At 69.7% G+C, this 20282-nt stretch carries 14 protein-coding genes and 2 pseudogenes; 11 read left to right on the forward strand and 5 right to left on the reverse strand.

The genetic code is table 11. From position 1 onward, the window contains the following. The first annotated feature begins 27 nt into the window (after positions 1-27). The 9 genes from WMF22_RS08755 to WMF22_RS08795 all read left to right on the forward strand — a co-directional run bounded on the left by WMF22_RS08755 (position 28) and on the right by WMF22_RS08795 (position 8364). The gene (locus tag WMF22_RS08755; RefSeq protein ID WP_012234231.1) at positions 28-519 is read left to right on the forward strand and encodes a chemotaxis protein CheW; all 492 of its coding nucleotides are present in this window, start codon (positions 28-30) and stop codon (positions 517-519) included. Next, positions 516-2633: a HEAT repeat domain-containing protein gene (locus WMF22_RS08760; RefSeq protein ID WP_437298653.1), complete on the forward strand. Its 2118-nt coding sequence runs from the start codon at positions 516-518 to the stop codon at positions 2631-2633. Before WMF22_RS08755 ends, WMF22_RS08760 begins: the two co-directional genes overlap by 4 nt. Further along, positions 2630-3556 (forward strand): CheR family methyltransferase, encoded by a 927-nt coding sequence (locus tag WMF22_RS08765; protein ID WP_437298654.1) that lies wholly within the window; start codon positions 2630-2632, stop codon positions 3554-3556. Before WMF22_RS08760 ends, WMF22_RS08765 begins: the two co-directional genes overlap by 4 nt. A 93-nt stretch (positions 3557-3649) precedes the next feature. Beyond that, positions 3650-4732 (forward strand): chemotaxis-specific protein-glutamate methyltransferase CheB, encoded by a 1083-nt coding sequence (gene cheB / locus WMF22_RS08770; RefSeq protein WP_437298655.1) that lies wholly within the window; start codon positions 3650-3652, stop codon positions 4730-4732. A 578-nt stretch (positions 4733-5310) separates the two neighbouring features. Next, positions 5311-5649 (forward strand): transcriptional regulator, encoded by a 339-nt coding sequence (locus WMF22_RS08775; protein WP_438035460.1) that lies wholly within the window; start codon positions 5311-5313, stop codon positions 5647-5649. Beyond that, positions 5646-6194, forward strand: coding sequence for an RNA polymerase sigma factor (locus WMF22_RS08780; RefSeq protein ID WP_438035461.1), 549 nt, complete (start codon positions 5646-5648; stop codon positions 6192-6194). The genes WMF22_RS08775 and WMF22_RS08780 overlap by 4 nt, the downstream gene beginning before the upstream one ends. Next, complete coding sequence (locus WMF22_RS08785; protein ID WP_438035462.1) at positions 6191-6439, forward strand: hypothetical protein; 249 nt, start codon at positions 6191-6193, stop codon at positions 6437-6439. Before WMF22_RS08780 ends, WMF22_RS08785 begins: the two co-directional genes overlap by 4 nt. Before the next feature lie 286 nt (positions 6440-6725). Further along, a complete protein-coding gene (locus WMF22_RS08790) occupies positions 6726-7205 on the forward strand; it encodes a hypothetical protein (RefSeq protein WP_438035463.1) in 480 nt (159 codons plus the stop codon). Between the two features lie 691 nt (positions 7206-7896). After that, a complete protein-coding gene (locus WMF22_RS08795; RefSeq protein WP_437589244.1) occupies positions 7897-8364 on the forward strand; it encodes a DUF4760 domain-containing protein in 468 nt (155 codons plus the stop codon). 580 nt (positions 8365-8944) lie between these two features. Here the strand turns inward: WMF22_RS08795 and WMF22_RS08800 are convergent. After that, positions 8945-9436: pseudogene (locus tag WMF22_RS08800) on the reverse strand (IS1 family transposase); the annotation flags it as partial. Positions 9437-9499: 63 nt separating this feature from the next. Beyond that, entirely contained in the window at positions 9500-9646 is a 147-nt protein-coding gene (locus WMF22_RS08805) for a hypothetical protein (protein WP_438032198.1), read from the reverse strand. 515 nt (positions 9647-10161) lie between these two features. On the opposite strand from WMF22_RS08805, the gene istA reads away from it, so the two are divergent. Together istA and WMF22_RS08815 are read left to right on the forward strand one after the other, a co-directional pair. After that, the gene (gene istA / locus WMF22_RS08810) at positions 10162-11649 is read left to right on the forward strand and encodes an IS21 family transposase (RefSeq protein ID WP_438032199.1); all 1488 of its coding nucleotides are present in this window, start codon (positions 10162-10164) and stop codon (positions 11647-11649) included. Beyond that, positions 11646-12407, forward strand: coding sequence for an ATP-binding protein (locus tag WMF22_RS08815; protein WP_438032200.1), 762 nt, complete (start codon positions 11646-11648; stop codon positions 12405-12407). Before istA ends, WMF22_RS08815 begins: the two co-directional genes overlap by 4 nt. 114 nt (positions 12408-12521) lie before the next feature. Here the strand turns inward: WMF22_RS08815 and WMF22_RS08820 are convergent. The 3 genes and pseudogenes from WMF22_RS08820 to WMF22_RS08830 all read right to left on the reverse strand — a co-directional run. Then, a pseudogene (locus WMF22_RS08820) lies at positions 12522-13085 on the reverse strand (IS1 family transposase); the annotation flags it as partial. A 435-nt stretch (positions 13086-13520) separates the two neighbouring features. After that, positions 13521-16133, reverse strand: coding sequence for a hypothetical protein (locus WMF22_RS08825; protein ID WP_438035464.1), 2613 nt, complete (start codon positions 16131-16133; stop codon positions 13521-13523). A gap of 11 nt (positions 16134-16144) precedes the next feature. Then, a complete protein-coding gene (locus WMF22_RS08830) occupies positions 16145-20041 on the reverse strand; it encodes an RHS repeat-associated core domain-containing protein (RefSeq protein WP_438035465.1) in 3897 nt (1298 codons plus the stop codon). Between the last annotated feature and the right edge of the window lie 241 nt (positions 20042-20282).

The following is a 20282-nucleotide window of genomic DNA, read 5'->3' on the forward strand; positions in this document are numbered from 1 at the left end:
CAAGAGCCCGGGCGCTCGGAGGCTCAGATGCCGTTGACTGGAGAGCGCAGCCGTCCCGACCCGCAGAAGAGCCTCGTCGGCTTTGTGGTCGGCGACGTCCACTACGCGATCGACATCACGCGGGTCCGCGAAATCGTGAATCCGCTCGAGGTGACCACGCTGCCGCACACGCCCCCCGAGGTCGCCGGCGTCGCGAACCACCGCGGCGAGGTGGTGCCGGTCATCGAGCTCCGCGTGCGCTTCGGGCTGCCTCCGGTCGATCCGACCCGCAGCACCAAGTGGATCCTCGTCGACGTGGGGACGCACACGGTGGGGCTCGTCGTCGACGCGGTGACGGAGGTCTTCGGGACGAGCGGCGATTACCGGCCGACGCCGCCGGTGGGCGGCAGCAGCGATCTGCGCGGCATCACGGGGGTGACGACCCACGACGAGCGGATGATCTTCGTGCTCGACGTCGGGCGCTTCATCGAGCTCGCCCTCGCGCTCGCCGCGTCGGGCGCCCTCCTGGAGGCCCCGTGAGCCGCGCGTTCGACGATCTGGGTCCGTTCGAGGGCCCGCGCGCGGGCGACGCGGGCTCCTGGCCGGCCGAGCCCGAGTCCATCTCGCCCAGCGTGCGGAGCACGCCGATGCCGATCGCGGTCATCGCCGCGGCGCTCTCCGCGGACGACGCCGAGGAGCGCCGCCAGGCGGCCGCGCGGCTCGGCAGGGCCGACGTCGTCGAGGCGTTGCCGCTGCTGCTCCGCGCGCTCGGCGATCCCGACTGGCGCGTCCGCAAGGAGGCGACCTACGCTTGCCACCGGCTGATCCAGGCCGCGCCCGCCTCCGCGCCGGCGCAGGCCGCCGGGGGGGAGCGGCCGGCCTCGCCCGGCGCCGGCGCGGAGGGCGAGCGGCCGTCCGCCCCGCAGCTCCTCGTCGCGGCGCTCCTCGACGCGCTCCAGAAGAGCGAGGACGTCGGCCTCAGGAACGCGGCCATCGAGGTGCTCGGCTACTGCGGCCGCGACGCCACGCCGGCGCTCGTCGACGCGCTCGGCGCGCTCGCGGGGGACGAGCGCAAGCTCGTCGTCGACGCGCTCGGCCGCACGCGCGACCCGGCGGCGCTCGACCCGCTCTACGCGGCGCTCGCCGAGCAGGACGACAACCTGCGGCAGAGCGCGATCGAGGCGATCGCCGGGATGGGGCTCATCGCGCGCGAGCGGGTGACGGACATCCTGTACGAGCGGCTCTCCGATCGGGATCGTTTCGTGCGGCTGACCTCGCTGAACGGGCTGAACGGGCTCGAGGCGCCGGTGCCGTGGCGGGTGCTCTCGTCGCTCATCGACGATCCGATCCTCCGGCCGGCGGCGCTGGTCGCCGCGGCGCTCGCGGAGAGCCCGGAGGCGCCGCGGGCGCTCTGCGCGGCGCTCGCGACGGCGCGGGGCGGCGCGTTCGCGCAGCTCGTCCGGGCGCTCGCGAGGCTCGCCGAGGGGCCGCTCGCGTCGCACGCGGTGGACGCGCTCCGGGCGGCGCCGCCCGAGGTGGGCGCCCGCCTCGTGCAGGCCGCCTCCGCCGCGCCGGGCTCGGGCGGCGCGGAGCCCCCGTCGTGGCGCGGCCTCGGCGCGGATCCGGTGAGCGGGCGCGCCCAGGCGCTCTTGCTCGCGGCGATGGCGCGCGCCCCGGGCGCGGCCGACGCCGCGGTGCAGGCCATGATCGAGCCCGCGCTCGTCGAGACGGCGCAGCGCGCGCTGGGGCTGCTCGGCGCGGAGGCGCTGCCCTCGGTGCTGTCCTACCTCGAGCGCCACATCGATCCCGATCCGGATCTCTGGGAGGGCGTCGACGACGCGACGGCCGCGCTCCTCGACGGCGCCGTGGCGATCGCGGAGCAGGGCGGGCGCGAGGGCGCGCTCCCGGGCGAGCGGCCCGCGATCGACGCGACGCTCGCCGAGCTGCTCGGCGCGGTGCGGCGGTCGGTCCGGAGCCCCTCGACGCTCGTGGCGACCAGCGCGCTCTACGGGCTCGCGAAGATCGGGGCCGCGGTCGACTTCCCGCTCATCGTGTCGCAGACGCGCGCGATCTCGCTGCCGGTGGCGCGCGCGGCGGAGAGCGCGCTCGCGGGGCTCACGGAGCGCTACCCCGGGACGGCGCGCGAGCTCGCGCGCGGGCTCGCGCTGACGGAGGAGACCCACCTCGCGGCGGCGATCGTGATCGAGGCGCTCGGCGACGCGGAGCCGGAGGAGATCGCGTTCCTCACGAGCGCCGCGTCGGCGGGGGACGTGCGCGCGCGCCGCGCGGCCGTGACCGCGATCGCGGCGGCGGCGGGCGTCTCCGCGCTCGACGTGCTGAGCCTCTCCCTGGCCGACGAGGAGCGCGAGGTCCGGCTCGCCGCGGCGCGCGCGCTGGGCCGCCTGTACGCGTCGCTCTCGGACCGCGCGAGCGACGAGCGGGCGCGCGCGCGCGAGCTGCTCGGGCTTGTGCGCGCGTCGGGGGAGCCCGATCTCATCGCGGCCGCGGCGCAGGGGGGCGCGCCGTTCCGCTCGGATCCTCCCTGGAGCGACGCCGCCGAGCGGCTGAGCGCGCCCGTGGCGATCGACGGCGGTGAGGCCCCGGCGTCCCCCTCGGGGATGACCGGCGGGCCGCCGTCGGGGAAGGTGCTGTGAACCGGCGGCGGGACGACGAGATCCGCCTCTTGCCTGACGAGTTCCAGAGGCTGCGTGACCTGTTCAACAAGCACTGCGGGCTCCAGTTCGGGCCCGAGGCGCGCACGTCGATGGAGCGCCGGCTGCGCGAGCGGGTCGTCGAGCTCGGGCTCTCGTCGTTCGCGCAGTACCACGAGTACCTGCGCTTCCACAGCCGCGGGCGCGCCGAGCTCGACGAGGCGCTCGAGCTCATCACCGTCAACGAGACGTATTTCTTCCGCGAGGACTACCAGCTGCGCGCGCTCATGACCGAGCTCGTGCCCATGATCGTCAAGGCGGGGGGCGCCAGGGGCCGGCTGTCCATCTGGAGCGCGGGCTGCTCGACGGGCGAGGAGGTCTACTCGATCGCGATCGCCGCGCGGGAGTCGGGCGCCGCGGAGCGCCGCGAGGTCCGCATCTTCGGCAGCGACATCTCCCGCCGCTGCGTGATCGCGGCGCGCAGGGGGGTGTACGGCGCCTCGTCGTTCCGCGTGACGCCGCCCGAGCTCAAGCGGCGCTACTTCGTGGAGCGCCCGGACGGGTTCCACGTGGCGGACGAGCTGCGGACGCTCTGCCAGTTCGGCCACCTGAACCTGCTCGACTCGTCGCGCGCGGCGGTGGTCGGGCGCGTGGACGTGATCTTTTGCCGCAACGTCCTCATCTACCTGGACGAGGAGTCGCGGCGCCGCGTGATCGACATCTTCTACGAGCGCCTCTCGTCCGGCGGGTTCCTCCTGCTGGGCCACTCCGAGTCGCTCCTGAACGTCACGACCGCGTTCGAGCTCGTGCACCTTCGGGAGGATCTCGTGTACCGCAAGCCGGCGGCCACGCTGCGTCTGGGGATCCCGGAGATCTCGCCCGATCGGGGCGGCCCGGAGCGGGGCGGCGGGGAGGAGGGCGGATGAGGCGCCGAGGAAGTCGAGGCTGCGCAGGCGACGGTTGGTCCCATGGCGCTCCGGGTGGGGTAGAATGAACCTCCGGCGGAAGGTTTTGCGCTCATGACATTCGCTCCCCTGCGCGTGCTCGTCGTCGACGACTCCGCGTACAACCGGCGCAACATCGCCGAAATCTTGAGCGGAAGCGACGAGATCGAGGTCGTGGGCAAGGCCGGTGACGGCGACGACGCGCTACGTCAGGCGGCGCAGCTCCGGCCGGACGCGATCACGCTGGATCTCGAGATGCCGCGCATGGACGGCTTCACCTTCCTCCGCATCCTGATGGCGAGGCAGCCGACGCCCGTCATCATCGTCTCGAGCTACAGCCACAAGGAGAACGTCTTCAAGGCGCTCGAGCTGGGCGCCGTCGACTTCGTGGCGAAGCCGGACCGGCAGTTCACGGCGGACGCGCAGATCCGGCGGGAGATCATCCAGAAGGTCCTGCTGGTGCGCTACCTCCGCCCCCGGTCTCCGGTGCCTGCCGCGCCGGCCCCGGCGCGGCCGGCGCAGCCTGCGTCGCCGCGCGCGGTGCAGGAGTCGTCGCGGCTCGGCGTCTCGCTGCGCCACCTCGTGGCGGTCGGCTCGTCGACGGGGGGGCCCACGGCGCTCCTCGAGATCTTCAACCGGATCCCGGATCGTTTCCCCGGCGCGATCTTCATCGCGCAGCACATGCCGGACAAGTTCACCCGCACGTTCGCGGAGCGGCTCGATCGGAAGGGCGGCCTCCGGGTGGTCGAGGCGCAGAACGGCGAGCAGGTGGTGGCCCGCAAGGCCTATGTGTGCCCGGGTAGGATGTGCATGGAGATCGCGGTGACGCCGGGCAGCGGGGTCGGGCTGAGCGGCGACATCCGGATCCGGGTGGGGGCGCCGGCGCCTGGAGATCGGTACGTTCCGAGCGCGGACCGGCTGTTCCGGAGCGTGGCGCAGGTGGGCGGCAGCCGCGCGGTGGGCATCATCCTGACGGGGATGGGCGACGACGGGGTGAACGGCGCGCGGGCGGTCCGCGCGGCCGGGGGCACGGTGGTGGCCGAGAGCGAGGACTCGGCGGTGGTCTACGGCATGCCCGGGGCCGCGGTGCGGGCCGGGGTCGTGAACGAGAGCCTGCCCTTCACGGCGATCGGCGACTTCATCGCGCTGCTCTCGTAGGGCCTGTCCCTGGAATCGCCGGCAGGTCGACGCAGCTTGCGCTGTGCCATCCATTCATGGGAGGAGATGCCGGCGACCGTTTGCGGTCCGGGGAGGGCAGCTCGGCTGCCTCCGGGCGACCGTCTGCGGTCCGCGAGGGCAGCTCAGCTGCCTCTGGGAGGTCGTTTGCGGTCCGGGGAGGGCAGCCGGCAGCCTCCGGCAGACCGTTCGCGTTCCGGGGAGGGCAGCCGGCAGCCTCCGGCAGACCGTTCGCGTTTCGGGAGGGGCAGCCGGCAGCCTCCGGCAGACCGTTTGCGTTCCGGGGAGGGCAGCCGGCAGCCTCCGGCAGACCGTTTGCGTTCCGGGGAGGGCAGCCGGCAGCCTCCGGCAGACCGTTTGCGTTCCGGGGAGGGCAGCCGGCAGCCTCCGGCAGACCGTTTGCGGGTAATGGTCAAGGTGCCAGTCGATTGGTCAAAGTGAGCACTTCGCGATAGCGGAGCTCGGATCGGGCCCGTAGGTTCGGCCGGAAGAAGTGCGGGGCGCGACGCTTGCCGGCGTCCGCCCCGCGTGGCCGAAACCTCCTACTCCGAGGTCCCGACATGCTGACCGTAGTCCGTTCGCCTTCGGGCGAGCAAGAAGGCCGAGGTGCGCCCAAGCGGCGCCGCCCCTGCGTCACCCGTTCCCTCTCCGACGTGGAGCGCATGCGGCTCCGCGCTGCTCTCCGCAACCTGCGCGCCCTGTACGGCACCTGGGCCTGCCTGGCCGAGGTGATGGGCATGCCGACCCGTTCGATCCGCGCGATCGCGTCGGGTCAGTACGGCGGGTCGCCCGGCACCGCCATGCGCGCCGCGCGCGCCGCTGGAACCACCATCGAGCGGCTCTTAGGCCGTCCGGTCGCAGCCGATCGCTGCCCGCACTGCGGCCGGGGTGCCCCATGAGCCCGTGGGGCCCGAACGCTGGCCCCGCTCGCGTCCTGACCATCACCGAGATCGCCGCGCAGGAGCCGCTCATCCGAAACGCCCTGCGTGGTCTCGGTGTGCGCGCCGTCGATCTCGACGACGTGGTTCAGGACGTGGTGCTCGGGGCGTGGATGAGCTCCCAAGCCGGGCGCTACAGGCCCGACCGCACGCGCGAACCTCTCGACGCGCTCAAGCGCTGGCTGTTCGGCGTGTGCCGCTTCCACTGCACGCACTACCACGAACGCGCCTTCCGACGCCGCGAGGTGCCCGTCTTCGACCCCTGGGCCGCCACGGGCGAGGAGCGCGTCGACCCCGGGCACGTCGGCGAGCGCATCGACGCAGCTGAGGCGCTCATGGCGATCGCCGGGATGCCGCTCTGGGCTCGCGAGGTCCTCGTCCTCGCCGCGCTCGGGCACGGCGGCACCGAGATCGCCGCTCTGCTCCGCATCCCCCTCGGCACCGCGGGCAGTCGCCTCCGGCTCGCACGGGCCAGGCTCGCTCGGAAGCTCCGGAGGCGCCGATGAGCAGCCCCGATTTCAAGAAGCGCGTCCTGAGCGACGACGACCTCTCCCTCATCGCCAGCGAGGTCCCCGCGCTGGCGGAGCTCCGCGGCGTGCGCCCCTGGAACCGCGACAAGCTCTGGGCCGACGTCCTCGACGCCCTCATCGAGGCGAGGACCAAGAACGAGCGCGCAGGGGCGCAGCAAGCGGTCGGCGCGATCCAGGTGCTCGACGCCATCGACCGGCTCTTCGTGCGGCACCACAGGTAGGCGTGCGCCAAGCGGCGCCGCATGAACCCGCACACGGCAGCGTCCAGGCTCCGCATCGCCAGGGAAGCGCTGGCGTTGCGGCTCAAGAGGTGGCGGCGGTAGCCCGGCCCGCCCCCTCGCCTTCATCGCAGCCCTCTCCTGTGGAAAACTTGTTCAAAAGATGTTCGTTGCCTGTGCGTAACTCCTGCCCCGGGTGTTTCGTTCAGAAAATCACTGGTTCAAACAGTTTTGCCCTTGCTCCTCCTCGGACGTACCCGTAGACATTGTCGGACGGCTGAGGTCGGGCATGGGCAGGCGCGAGCAGATAATCCAGATCGGGGCCAAGATTCAGGCGCTACGGAGCGAACTGGCCAGGCTGGAATACGAGCTCGATCTGCTGCTGGAGGCGGACGACGGTCCCGTGTCGCCGAGGCAGGTCCATGACCCCGCGGTGATCGCAGCGCACGAGGCGGAAGCTAGTGCGGCCAGACGAATTGTCGGCCTGCTGGACGAGTTCCCAGACAGGGACTTCGGCGTCTTGGAGATTTCCAAGGTGCTGCAACTCGACAACGTGCAGTCGGCACGGTCGGCACTTGCAAGACTCGCTCGCGCCGGAAGGGTCACAAAGCCCGGACGCGGCCGCTACCGATCCGCAGCGCCGCTGCGCCTTCAGGACGCGGCCGACTACGCATCCGAGGACGACGAGCGTCTGCTCGATGAGTTCGAGCCAGACGCCGACGACATGAACGGGGCACCTCACGCGACGGAGGTCGTAGCGGACCAGTAGCCCCAAAGACTTCGGGCCGGTAAGGGCATTCCAGCGCCCCCAACGGCCCGGGCCGGTCTCAGTAACCGGCTTGCGCAGCACCAACCGGCCCCTTGCGGGGAAGGCGAGCGGCACCCAACAACCGCCACCTTACCCGCTCGAAGGGTGCTGCGCAAGCGCCTTTCAGCGACTTTCGCGTCGCAGCGGGGATAGGTGTGCCATGCGATCAAGCGATCGCGTCTCTAGAGCGTGAACGGGCGCCGGCGGTAGACACGGCCACGTGTACCGGCAAGCCCACGCACTGCGTCTTGGCGAGCAGGTCCCGCCTCGACGTACCGTGTTCACGTTTTCACAAGGAGGCCGTCATGGCCGTTGAAGAGCCCCGTCCGGGCTACAGGTTTGTGTATGTGGCGAGCTACTGGCACTATGGGCTGAAGCGTCGCGTGTACGCTTCAGAGTTTGGCTACCAGGCCATCCGTCTGGAGGTGAGGATCGATGGTCCCCGCCGCCAGCCGCCTGACCGGCAGCTGAACGCTCCCCGCGCCACCACAGCCGCGCCGGTCCCGAGGCGGAGAACCAGCAAGACGCCGCGTCGTTAGCGGGTGGCACCGCCCGGTCCGTCCGCCGAGGGCCGGGCGGTGCTTTCTTCGCTGGTTTCGATACGCAGCGTGCCGATGTCGCAACTTCAAGAAGAGCTAGGACAGACACAAGCATGACCGGACTAGAGATTGCTATCGCCGCCTTCAACACGCTCGCCACCGCGTTCGCCGCATTTGCGGCGTGGCGCTCGGCGAAAGCCGCCGATAAAAGCGTGGAAGCGGCCGCGACTCAAAAGCAACTCGCCCAGCGCCAAATCGTCATCCAGCTATGGGATCGCATGACAAGATTGAAGCCGATCGACCCCAAGAACCCGGAGCCGGCCATGGTTCACGATGCCTTAAGCACCATGGAGCTAATAGGTCTATGCTGCGAGGGAGGCATGGTGGACGCTTCCGTGATCAAGCGGACGTTTGGCCCGATTTTTATCCGGCTCTGTGAGATGATAAAGCGATGCGACGCGATTCCGACGTTGGAAAATAAGACGGGAAGCGAGCTGCTTCTAGAGAATCGTTGTGCGATGGCATTCTACGACGAGCTTATGACGGAATTAAAGGCGAGCGGACAACTGAGCAAGGTGTGAGGTGAGCCATGTCATGGAATAATGCCGCAAACTTCCTCGCTGCGGAGTTTAACGAGGGCACACAGTTTCCGACTGAGTACGACATCCTTATTGCGTCTGGTCCCAGCAGGGGCCGGTCGTACCGCGTTATCGTTCTGCCTCCTGACCACGTGACGACTCTGACTAATATCAGAAAACGCGGAGCGCTCGGCGAGCAGACGATCAACTTTGCGCCAACCGGCGCGTGCGCCTGCTGCGGTCGGTAGTGTTCGGGATTACCGAACTCCGATCTGGATTGGCCCTTCGTCTGAATTTTTGCCGAAGCCAAAGGCATGTGTCCGACCGCGCTTTCCGATGAAGATGAACCTCTCATCATCAACGCCTGGAACACTGACGACGACATGAGCTCCCTCCGGGAGCCCGTGTATCGTCACCGTAGTCTCGTCCCGATCGAGATCGTACATTGGCGTTATAACCACCGGAGCCGAGGTTCCGTGGTCTGATCCGTCTGGCGGGCAACGCGTCGCGCAAGCGACGTAGGCGTGTGCAGTAGCGTCCATGCCACTCAGTGTTGCACTGGATCGGACGCTGTCCAGGGACATCATTCCCCATCTTCAAACAAGTTCAACTGCCTCATCGGCCTAGGCTTCGGTGCCGTAGGTGGCGGCTCTGACGGCCTAGGCGCCACAGGCGCAGCCGGCGCGCTGCCAACCAACCGCAGGAACCCGCGTCCGTTCGGCAGGGCCCTAGCCGGCGCGGTGGGCGCCCCGGGTGGCGGCGTCCGGAGCTTGAGCGGCTGCGGCGTCGGCGGCTCGGTCTCGGGCTCCGCCAAGGCGGCCTCGACGAGCTCCGGGATCGACCAGACGTGCCTCGCGATGCCAGCCTCCATGGCCGGCGTGCAGCGGATCGACTCGTGGATCCGAGCCAGGTTGTACCAGGCGACGTGGAGCGCGACGGCGGCGCGGTGGTTCGCCAGCTTCCTGGAGAAGCCGTTGCAGAGCCTGGTAAACCTGCGGATATGCATCCGCATAGTCCAATTCTGGCGTTCTACGTGGCTTGTAGAAGCGTGCTCCACATCGGGGACGCCGAACACTGTCGGTGAGCATCGCGTCCCGCGTCCGATCGGTGAAGACCGCGGCCCCATGATCGGCGGCGTTCACCGTTCACCGCCGGTCCCCACGCCGATCTGGGCCACGCTCGCCTCCGCGGCGTAGACGTTACGCCCGCCGAAAAGTCGAAGGCCCGAGGGCTGCCACCCTCGGGCCTTCTGGAGCTCCGCGTTGCCGGAGTCCCCCACCTTCATCACAAGCCGGGCTCCAGGTCCAGAAAGCGGCGTCATGGAGCCCGTTGCCTTCGTCCGCCTACCGCCTCGCCCACTGCGCCCGCTGCCGCGTCCAGCTTCGCCTCTGCCGTCGCTGCGATCGCGGCCAGCGCCTCTGCCCCGACTGCCGCCCGCTCCAGCGTCGTGAGTCGCTCCGCCGCGCCGGCGCGGCCTACCAGACGCAGCTTCGCGCTCGCCGCCTCCATGCCGCTCGCCAGGCCCGGTATCGGGACCGGCAGCGGGACAAGTTCTCCGCGCAGAAAGTGACGCATCACAGGGTGACACAAGCCGCGGCCGCGTCGATGTCCCAGCTCGCGCCGGAGATCACCCCCGGCCGAAAGGACAACAATGACGATTGGATCCGAGATGTCGGCCGCTGCTCGCTCTGCGGAGCGCGGCTTCCGCCCTGGGCCCTGCGCGAGCGGCGCGCTCGGTCAGCTGTTCACCGACGCGCTCCCCGCGTCCCACGAAGCCCTCCGCGGTGACGGGAGGCGGCGGTGATCGCGAAAGAGAAGGAGGCCGAGGTGCTGCGCCTCTACCACGGTGAGAAGTGGCCCGTGGGCACCATTGCCGCTCAGCTCGGGCTGCACCACACCACCGTTCAGCGCGTGCTCGGGCAAGCGGGCGTCGACCCGAAGGTCGTCGCGCCGCGCCCGTCGATGGTCGACCCGTTCGTGCCCTTCATCGTCGAGCAGCTCGGCAAGTATCCCTCGCTGCGCTCGAGTCGCCTCTTCGGCATGCTCAAGGAGCGCGGCTATCCGGGCGGTCCCGATCATCTGCGCCGAGTGATCGGTCGTCTCCGCCCCAAGAAGCCGGCAGAGGCATTCCAGCGGCTGCGCACGCTGCCCGGCGAGCAAGCGCAGGTCGACTGGGCGCACTTCGGCAAGCTGGCTGTCGGCCGGGCGCTGCGCCCGCTCTGGGCGTTCGTCATGGTGCTCAGCTACTCGCGGCGGATCTTCCTGCGCTTCTTCCCCAGCGCAGCGATGCCCTTCTTCGTTCGCGGGCACGTCGAGGCGTTCGCCGACATCGACGGCGTCCCGCGCGTGCTGCTCTACGACAACCTCAAGAGCGCTGTCGTGGAGCGTCACGGCGACGCGATCCGGTTCCACCCCATGCTCCTGGCTCTGTCGGCGCACTACCGCTTCGAGCCGCGCCCCGTCGCCGTCGCTCGCGGCAACGAGAAGGGCCGCGTCGAGCGCGCCATCCGCTACGTCCGCGAGGCATTCTTCGAGGCCCGGACCTATACCGATCTCGACGACCTCAACCGACAAGCGACCGAGTGGACCAGCTCCGCAGCGCTCGATCGCTCCTGGGTCGAGGACCGCGCCCGCACCGTGCGGCAGGCCTTCGACGACGAGAGCCGTGTGCTGCTCGGGCACCCCGACACGCCGTTTCCAGCCCATGAGCGCGTCGAGGTCGAGATCGGAAAGACCCCCTACGCGCGTTTCGATCTCAACGACTATTCTGTTCCCCACGACCGGACGAGCCGCACGCTCGTCGTCCTCGCCGACCTCGAACAGGTGCGCATCGCTGACGGCAACGAGATCGTCGCGACCCATGTCCGCTCGTGGGACCGCGGCCAGCAGATCGAGCAACCCGAGCACATCCAGCGCCTGGTCGACGAGAAGCGCCGCGCCCGCGAGCATCGCGGCCTCGATCGCCTCGCCCGCGCCGCCCGCAGCAGCCAGGCATTCCTGCGCATCCTCGCCGAGCGCGGAGACAACGTCGGCAGCGCCATCGCCCGGCTTCTGCACCTGCTCGACGCCGTCGGCGCCGCCGAGCTCGAAGAGGCGCTCGTCGAGGTGCTCGAGCGCGACACCATTCACGTCGGCGCCGTGCGCCAGGTGATCGACCGCCGGCGCTCCGAGCGCCACCTGCCGCCTCCAGTCTCGATCCCCGTCACGCGCGGCCAGCACGCCGCCCTCGTCGTCACGCCGCATTCGCTCGCCACCTACGACGCCCTGAAGAAGGACCCGACGCCATGACCGATCTAACGCCCACCGAGACCAAGGCCCGCCTGAAAAGCCTCGGCCTGTTTGGTCTGCTGGCCTGCTGGGAGGAGCTCGCCGAAAAGCCCTGGCTTCGCGAGGTGCTCGCCATTGAGGAGCGCGAGCGCCAAAAACGCAGCCTCGATCGCCGCCTCAAAAACTCCCGCGTAGCCGCCTTCAAGCCCATGGCGGACTTCGACTGGTCCTGGCCCAAGAAAATCGACCGCGAGGCCGTCGACGACCTCTTCGCTCCCGGCTTCCTCGCCACCGGCCACAACGCCGTGCTCGTCGGCCCCAACGGCGTCGGCAAGACCATGATCCTCAAGAACGTCGCCCACCAGGCCGTCGTCCGCGGTCACACGGTCCGCTTCTCGACCGCGAGCGACATGCTTGCCGACCTCGCCGCGCAGGAGTCCTCGGCCGCGCTCGCGCGCCGGCTGCACCGCTACACGGTTCCAGCCCTTCTTTGCATCGATGAAGTCGGCTATCTCTCCTACGATGGCCGCTACGCCGACCTGCTATTCGAGGTCGTCACCCGTCGCTACGACGCGCAGAAGCCGATCCTGCTCAGTACGAACAAGGCCTTCTCCGACTGGGGCCAGGTCTTTCCGCACGCCGCCTGCGTCGTTACGCTCGTCGACCGGCTCGTGCACCGGGCCGAGGTGATCGAGATCGAGGCCGAGAGCTACCGGCTCAAGGAAGCCAAGGAGCTGAGTGCCATCCGCACCAAGCAGCGCCGCACCAAAAAGCACTGAGCGGCCTCTTCACCGGTGAACTTCACCGGCGTCGGGTGCGGGTTTCACCGGCACCGGGCGCGGATTTCACCGGTGAACTTCACCGAATCTCCGCGGATTGCCGCGATCATCAACAAACACGGGCTTCCGGGTGATGAACGGGTCGCGAGGTGGCTCATACCTCACCTCATCGTCTCGACGCGGCTTGCGGCTGTAGTTCTTGTGGACGACCGCGTAGTCGACGCCGCCGGTGAACGAGGCACCGATCGCCGCTGGATACGGTTGCCAGCCGTCCGTGTAGAGCTGCGGCACCGTGGTCAGCCGAGCCCGTAGATCCTTGATGAAAGCGCGGGTGTTCTCGTCGTCCCTCTTGCCGACGCGATAGCTGATGATGAGCTTCGACGCGCTCGCGAGTGCAATGAACGTGTACGCGTCGCCGAACTCCGCAGGATCAGAGGCAGTCACCCGAGATTGCTTCTTCTGCACAAAGCTCCAGATCTCGTCGCACTGCGCAACGTGGCATGTGACGCCACGGACGATGCGATTGTGCAGCCGTTCGCACCCTGCTCCGACGCGGAGCAGCAGAGCGAGCACGGTCGGCTTGCTGACTCCGGTCAGCCTACACGTGGAGGCGATGGAGCAGCCTTCGACGAGCTGAGAGACGACGCGAGCGCGCGCCTCCGCCGACAGCAGAGACATGGCCGGGCCTTGCCTTTCTCGGCGGCATGGCCCATGCTCGACGTTGACGGGCGACGGGCGGGCCTACCGCTCGGTGCTCTGGCGCCATGTTCGGGTTCCAGCCGGGCATGGCGCTTTTGCGTGGTAGGCCCTAATTCTAGCTGATTTCGCGATTACTCGCCGTCGGAGACGCGGGTCAGCTAGGACAGCTAGTGTCCGACCATTGGTCAAGGTGAGTGGCACCTTGACCATTACCCGTTTGCGTTCCGGGGAGGGCAGCCGGCAGCCTCCGGCAGACCGTTCGCGTTTCGGGAGGGGCAGCCGGCAGCCTCCGGCAGACCGTTTGCGGTTCGGGAGGGCAGCCGTAGGCGGAGCACAGAAACGGCGAGCGCCGGACCGCTAGGAGCGCCCGTGGGCGCGCTCTCACGAGCAGGCGACAGGGACGTTCTCCCTCCGTCAGCCGCCCGTAGTTCCCGTCGCTGAGGCCATTGCTTGCGATGTCCACCGGAGCGCCTCGGGCAGGACATCCGCGACGGCGGCGAGCGCGTCGTCCCCGCCGATGCGCGCGATGAGCGGCGCGAGCTGCTCCACGCCGCCCCAGCGGCTCAGCGTCGCAACGAGCGTGACCCGCTCTGCGGCGTCGCCGAGGCTCACGGCGAACAGCCTCGCCGCGTCCGCGAGCGACAGCCAGGGAGCGCAGCTCACCACGCTCTCCAGACCAACGGTATCCCAATCGTCGTGGTAGGCAGCGACGGCGCGCGCGGCGAGCGCGGGGCGCGACGGCTCGGGGGCAGCGCGGCAGAGCGCCGCGAGGGCCATGATGCGCGCGGCCTCCGAGCCACCTCCGCCGCCTCGCTCGGCGATCTCCACCGCGGCCTCGAGCCCGAGCACCTGGATCGCCTCCGTCGGGTGATCGCACACGAGTCCCGCGGCGACCCATGGTGGATCCAGCGAGGCCACCGCGTCACGCGCCGCCTGCACAAGGGAGCGGCCTCCCCCGGTCGCCGCGGCGCACAGCAGCGGACGAGCGCCGTCGATGCCGCTGCCACAGAGCTGTCGGATGACCTCAAGCGCGCGTCCCGGAGCGCCGAGCTCAGCGAACCGCACGGCCAGCGGGCCAGGCCGCGGGAGGGCCTCGTCCAGCAGCCTGGAGACCTCGTCCAGTCCGAGGAAGGGAACCAATGCCGCGGTACACTCGTCGGTGTCGCGCCTTTCGGCGTGCTCGTCGTAGTCGGCAATGAATGCATCGAAGGACACTGAAACAGCGCGGGCGCGCTCCTCCTCCGGCAGCACTGGCAAGAGCGGCGCGAGCGCGTTCGCGCGCGACGTCGGTGGGAGGGCCATCGCCGTGCGGAAGAGGGCGAGCGCCTGATTGTGGCGGAGCCCCTCCGCCGCGGCGAGCCGCCCGAGCGCGTGCCCGGGCTTCGCGCTCGACAGCGCGCGATTGATAGCTTGCTGGACGAGCGCTTCAGCCTCGGATTGCGGCAGGAGGTTGGCGGCGGTGAGCCACGCGTTCAAGTAGCTGTCGGGCCCTCCTTCCGCGCGCCACGTGGCTGAGACCGCCCACCGGGCGATTATCGCTGCATCGTCGCCCGATGCAGCGCGCACCGCTGTGAGCAATGCCAGCGCATCTTCCCATCCATCGCCGCGCCACGCCGCGCCGGTCCGCCTCACGATGTCGAGCGCGCGCGCGTCGATGTTCGCACGTAGAGATGGAGAGGCGTGCGCCGCGAGCTCGAAGAGCGCCACGGCGAGCGCTCGCTCCGTGTCGCTCCACGCCTTCTTGTCGGGCTCGTCCGCTCCCGGGGGCCACGCGTGGTGCAGCGTTGCGAGCGCGCCCTGCGCGATCGCGAGCCTCACGAAGCTCGATAGCGCTTCGGACGGGATTCCCATGGCGTCCGCGACGTCAAGCGGCGCCGCCAGCGTGCGTCGCACGCGTCCCAGCGCCACCCGGCACGCGGCGAGATCCTCGCGTGAGCGCGGCCATGCCCACCGCGGTTCGCACAGCCGGAGGAGATCGGCTGCCGGCGCGCTTGAGGCGACGAGGTGATCTCCGGCATAGCGGCGGAGGTAGGTGACGGCGCCGCTCTGGGGCCTGTCGATGTTCTCCCAGGTGCGAAGGAACTCTCGGGCAGCCTCTGCCAACCGCCGCTCAGCGAGCGCGATGTGCGCCTGATTCGCTGCCACCCAGGCGGCGCGCAGGGCTTCGTGACGGAAGCGAATGCGGTGATCCTCGTCACGCCATTCGAGCGCCGAGTCGATGGCGTCACGGTGCGCGTCGAGCCACGCTGTCACCTCGGCGACCTGCGCGTCGAGGAGCGGCGCCAGCTCGGTGATGTCGAGCGGCGCGAACGCGCACGCGAGGGTCGCCATGAGCATTTCCAGTCGCGCCGCGCCGCGGTCGCGGAGCGAGGTTGCGATCGCTTCCACGTGGGCGCGAGGACGACCTGGACCGTCGATCGCCGCCCAGGCGAGCTTGTCGCGGAGAGCTGGCTCGACCTCATCGATGCGGAATCCGTCGACCGAAACATATGTTACGCGATCGGGGCGCAGATTGAGCCGGGCTGCCCACTGCTCGGCGACGTCGCGCGTGCCGGAGACCGCCACCAGCACACGCGCGGCGGGCCCTGGCTCATCCAGCACAGAGCGGCGGGGGTTATCCGGCCAGTCCACGCATGCATCGGGCGCGATGAGGCCGATCAAGAGCTGCGGCTGGCCATCGTCGCCGTCCCAGTTCATGATCCGATTCCCGAGGCTGGATCGGACGCCGAAGGCATATTCGCTGAACCCGGTGCCTTCGGGCCATGGGCCTGCTGAGAGCCGCGCAAGAGCTTCTTCCTCGAAGGCAGCTCCATGCACGCGGCCAGCGTGGACGACGAGCTTCAACGTTCCAGGACCGGTGATTGAGCCGAAGAAGCGTTCGAGGACGGTGCTCTTCCCCGCGCCGGGCGGACCATAGACGACGCATGCCGCCGGGCGGCCCGCCTCGTGCCAGGATCGCAGCGCGTCGAACGCTCTCGACTGACCTTTGCCAAAGAATCGCGCCTCCATCGGGTTCTCCTTAAACATGGGAAGGATCACTATCTTGGCTTGTACGGCCCAAATTTGCCGCGCTTGCCTCCCTCGCCGACGACCGCATGGCTGATCCCGAGGTCCGTGAACATTTGTTGGCATTTGTTGCAGGGGTTGACGCGGTTGCCGTCTCTGCTCTGAAATGTCTCGATCGAGAGGGTTGGGTTATCGAACCTGGCTTTTAGCCTACGGGTCGCCTCCGCTTTTCTCTCGTCTCTGGACATCGAGATGAATGGCTTCTTCTTCGTTCCCTTCTTCGCAGCGGCATCCTGTTCTTTGTCGATCTCGTCGAGGATGTCGTTCTTCATGCGCTGTATCGCTTGGGTTTCAGCGCACGAGTTCTTGTGGTAGTCATGCGGGATGTGCCCCCCTTGGTCCGGGGTCTTGTTCGCGCCCTCGTAGATGTTGTACCCCTCGTACAGCACCGTCGGTGGCCGGGTGCTGTTGTCGACGATGCGCGAATAGACGAGCCCGAGCAGGTCCCCGAAGTCGAAGGGATTGTTCCTGGCATAGGCGAACGTGTTGAGCCCGCCGAGCGGCTCCACCGGATCCGGCGAGAGATACCGGCCGAGCGCTGGGTCGTAGTACCTGTAGCGGTTGTAGTGGAGCCCGGTCTCCGCGTCGGCGTAGTGCCCCAAGAGCCGCAGCGGCGTCGCCGCCCGCGCGCCGTCGCGCATCGCGGCGTCGCCCCACGCCGTCCTCGCGATCTCGGCGAGGATCTGGCCGTCGCCGTCGACGAGCCGCTCCGGAAAGCCTGCCATGTCGTTGACGTAGTAGACCCACGCCCCCTCGCGGACCTCGCCGTCGCGGCGCACGATCTCCCGGTGCGCCAGCGGCTCGCCGCCGTCGTCGAAGCAGTAGCGCCGCTCGAACTTGACGCCCTCGGCCTCGGTGATCTCGTGCAGCAGCGTGCTCCCGTGCCAGTAGAACCGCGTCTGCCGGAGCAGCGCCCACCTTCCGTCGTTCCGTCGCCGGTAGACCTCCTTCTTGAGCCGCCGCGCGAACGCGTCGTAGGTGCACTTGACCTTGCTTCCGTCGGGCAGGACCACCTCGGACAACGTGCCCGCCTCCGCCCACTCGTAGGACGTGACGCGCTCGCCCGCCTCGGTCCGCGTGCGCCGCTCGGCGAGCCTGCCGAACTCGTCCCAGACGACTGTCGTCGCGCCGTCGCGCACGAGCAGGTCGCCCTGGCCGTACGCACGGCCCGCGCCCGTCCCGCTCGCGTCGTGGACGTTGCCCGCTGGGTCGTAGGCGAAGAGCTCGCCGTGCGCGCCCTCCGGCACGGCCGAAAGGATCTGTCCGAGCGCGTCGTGCTGGTAGCGGGTCCACCCGTGCCGCGCGTCCCACAGGCCGACGAGCTCGGACGACGGGTTGTACTCCATGCGCTGATCTATCGTCGCCGCCGGCTCTCGCGCACCCACCCAGGCGGGTTCCCCCGGCCGCAACGGCCGCTCGATCGCGGGCGAGGTGACGCGCCGCTCGATCATTCTGCCGGCAAGATCGTAGCGCAGCAGCATGCGCCCGCCGTCTGACAGCACGCGCTCGAGCTCGCGCCCCGCGAGGTCGAGCCGCACCTGCATCTCGTCGGCCCCGTCGAGCCGCAACGAGAAGCTGTGCCCCGCGTAGTCGCGGCGCCACTCCGCGGTGTGGCCGAGCGACGTCCGGAGGCGCACGGGCAGGCCGATGGCGTCGCGCTCGACGTGGATCTCGAACACCTCGCCGTCGACGATCTGCCGCTCCTTGACGATCGCGCCCGCGGCGTCGCGCACGAACTCCACCCTCCCGGACAGCGTCTCGGCAGCCAGCACGTCGTCCCGGAAGTCGTGCTCGAACGTCTCCTCGGTCCCGTCGGCGCGCGTTCGTTTGACGACGCGCCCGAGGAGGTCGCGCTCGAGAAAGACCTCGTGGCCGCTCGCGAATGCCACACGCACGACGCGGCCGGCGAGGTCGTGGTCGTAGCTGATCTCGCGCCCGTCGAAGGTGCGCTCGCGCTCCTTCAAGCCGGTGGGCCCCAGCTCGAACGAATAGGTCTCGCCGCGCGCGTTGACGATGCGGACGAGCCGCTCCTTGCGGTCGTAGCGCAGGCGGACGGTGCTCCCGTCGGGCAGGCGCGCCTCGGCGAGCGAGCCGGTGCCGCCCCTCACGAGGACCGTTCGCCGGCCGCTCGGATCGATCTCCTCGATCACGTTGCCCAGGCCGTCCCGCTCGAACCGCCACACGAGCCCCCCCGGCTCCTCCACCGAGAGCAGCAGCCCCTTGGTGCTGTACCGGTAGCGGGTGACCGCGCCGCCCTCGTCGCGCACCGAGCTGCAGCGGCCCAGCTCGTCGTAGGTCGCTTGCCAGAGCACCACGCCGCGCTCGTCCGAGGCCTCGACGGCGTTGCCGTGGTCGTCATAGCAGTAACGCCGTGCCCGCCCGTTCGGAGCAATCGTCTCGATGGGCAGCCCGCGCTTGTCGTAACGCACCTCGAACAGCGCGCCCGTGGGATCCTTGATGAGGATCGCGTCCTTCAGGTACTCGACGACCGTCTCGTTGCCGTCGGGATCGACGATCCGGGTGATGTCGCCGTTCGGCAGGCGCTCGATGCACGTCACCTGCCCGAGCGCGTCGACGACTCGCGTCTCGTTGCCGAACAGATCGCGCTCCCAGCGCGTGGTCGCGCCCATCGGGTCGGTGTAGGAGGTGAGGTGCCCGCGTGGATCGTAGGTCCGCGTGAAGACGCGCCCGCTCATCACGGCCTTGTCGGCCTTGCCGTGCTCGTTGCCGGCGTACCGGAACGTGCACGCGGCGTCGGTGACCTCGCTGTAGCCATGCGGGCCGTACTCGACCTTGACGTGGTGGATGCCCTTGGCCCTGGTGCGCCGGTCGGCGAGGAGCTCGGGCAAGTCGTCCGCGAGGCACGGGTCGGCGCCGCTCTCATGCGCGCCCCACGACTCGATGCCGCGGCCCTCGTTGTCGTAGCGGAAGAAGAAGACCAGGCCCGTCGGCAAGCGGTGCGAGACGAGCCGGTGGTCGTCATCGTATGCGTACGCCGTCGCATGCCCGTCCGCGTCGGTGACCTTGGTGAGGTTCCCCGCCGGGTCGTGCTCGTACGTCGCGAAGCGCACGACCCGTCCGGAGGCGCACACGACCTCGAGCGCGGCGATGCGCCCCTCGCGTGTCGTCACCACACGGATCGTGCGGCCCACGCAGTCGACGATGCGCGACAGCGATGCCCCGCTGAAGTGGAGCGTGATCCGGTTGCCGGCGCGATCCTCGACGGCCGCGAGGCGGAAGCGCCGGCGCGCCGGGTCGCCCAGGTCCGGCGCGAAGATCCGCCGCGTGCCGCCGGGCACGTCGAGCGCGAACCCCTCCTCGTGCCGGTGGAGCACCCATCCGTGCGGCCCCATCACCCCGGTGTCCCGCTCGACGACCCCGAAGGACACGTCCAGTCCGTCTTCGGTCCAGACGATCGCGCCCCCGCCGCGGCGCAGCTCCACCTCCCACGCGAACGTGTGCGTCCAGCCGTGGCCGAGGCCGATGTCGCGTTCGCGGCTCGTCGTGGAATAGGAGCGCGCGATCTCGAGCGGCAGCGGCCCTGGCAGCTCGAGGTCCACGACGGGCGCGGTGAACACGCGGCCGGTGATCACGTCGATGGGGTCGCCGTGCGATGCCGCGCCGCTGTTCTTGCCGCCGTGGTGCTGCGGGCACCCGCCGCCGTCCTTCCCCGGCGAGCCGCAGGCGCTCTTGCCGCCGCCGTCCGCGCCGCTGCCGCCGTTGCTCCCGTCGGAGCCCTGGCCGTTCTTCGACCCGTTGCCGCCGCCCGCCCCGCTCCCGCCTCCGTTGCCCCCTCCGCCCATCACGAAGACGCCGGGGTTCATGCCGGGGATCGCGGGGATGTTGGGTACGGGAGCGGTTCGGGCCACGGGAACACCTCCTGAAAGGGCCCGGAGCAGACCCGAGCGCCTTCCTCGCTGTCAAGGTCACCGCGGCCCGGCAGCCATGACGGTGGATCCACCGTCATGGCCATGATTCGATGCGGCGGGTCGCGAGATGGCGGTCGCTGGCTGCGGCACCGGGCGGTCCCGCCAGCTCAGGCGTCCCCGGGTGCTGCAGGTCGAGGTGATGAGGAACGTGATACAGGTGTATTGATGAGCGCGTCGAACC

It is taken from the genome of Sorangium sp. So ce204 (assembly GCF_051526795.1).
Classification (GTDB): Bacteria; Myxococcota_A; Polyangia; order Polyangiales; family Polyangiaceae; genus Sorangium; species Sorangium cellulosum_B.

Bases quoted from the DNA above. Each gene is read 5' to 3' on its own strand.
- WMF22_RS08825 (WP_438035464.1), bottom strand. From the start codon at position 16,133: ATGTTTAAGGAGAACCCGATGGAGGCGCGATTCTTTGGCAAAGGTCAG.
- WMF22_RS08815 (WP_438032200.1), top strand. From the start codon at position 11,646: ATGACCGATCTAACGCCCACCGAGACCAAGGCCCGCCTGAAAAGCCTC.
- WMF22_RS08795 (WP_437589244.1), top strand. From the start codon at position 7,897: ATGACCGGACTAGAGATTGCTATCGCCGCCTTCAACACGCTCGCCACC.
- WMF22_RS08780 (WP_438035461.1), top strand. From the start codon at position 5,646: ATGAGCCCGTGGGGCCCGAACGCTGGCCCCGCTCGCGTCCTGACCATC.
- cheB (WP_437298655.1), top strand. From the start codon at position 3,650: ATGACATTCGCTCCCCTGCGCGTGCTCGTCGTCGACGACTCCGCGTAC.
- WMF22_RS08775 (WP_438035460.1), top strand. From the start codon at position 5,311: ATGCTGACCGTAGTCCGTTCGCCTTCGGGCGAGCAAGAAGGCCGAGGT.
- WMF22_RS08805 (WP_438032198.1), bottom strand. From the start codon at position 9,646: ATGAAGGTGGGGGACTCCGGCAACGCGGAGCTCCAGAAGGCCCGAGGG.
- WMF22_RS08785 (WP_438035462.1), top strand. From the start codon at position 6,191: ATGAGCAGCCCCGATTTCAAGAAGCGCGTCCTGAGCGACGACGACCTC.
- WMF22_RS08755 (WP_012234231.1), top strand. From the start codon at position 28: ATGCCGTTGACTGGAGAGCGCAGCCGTCCCGACCCGCAGAAGAGCCTC.
- WMF22_RS08790 (WP_438035463.1), top strand. From the start codon at position 6,726: ATGGGCAGGCGCGAGCAGATAATCCAGATCGGGGCCAAGATTCAGGCG.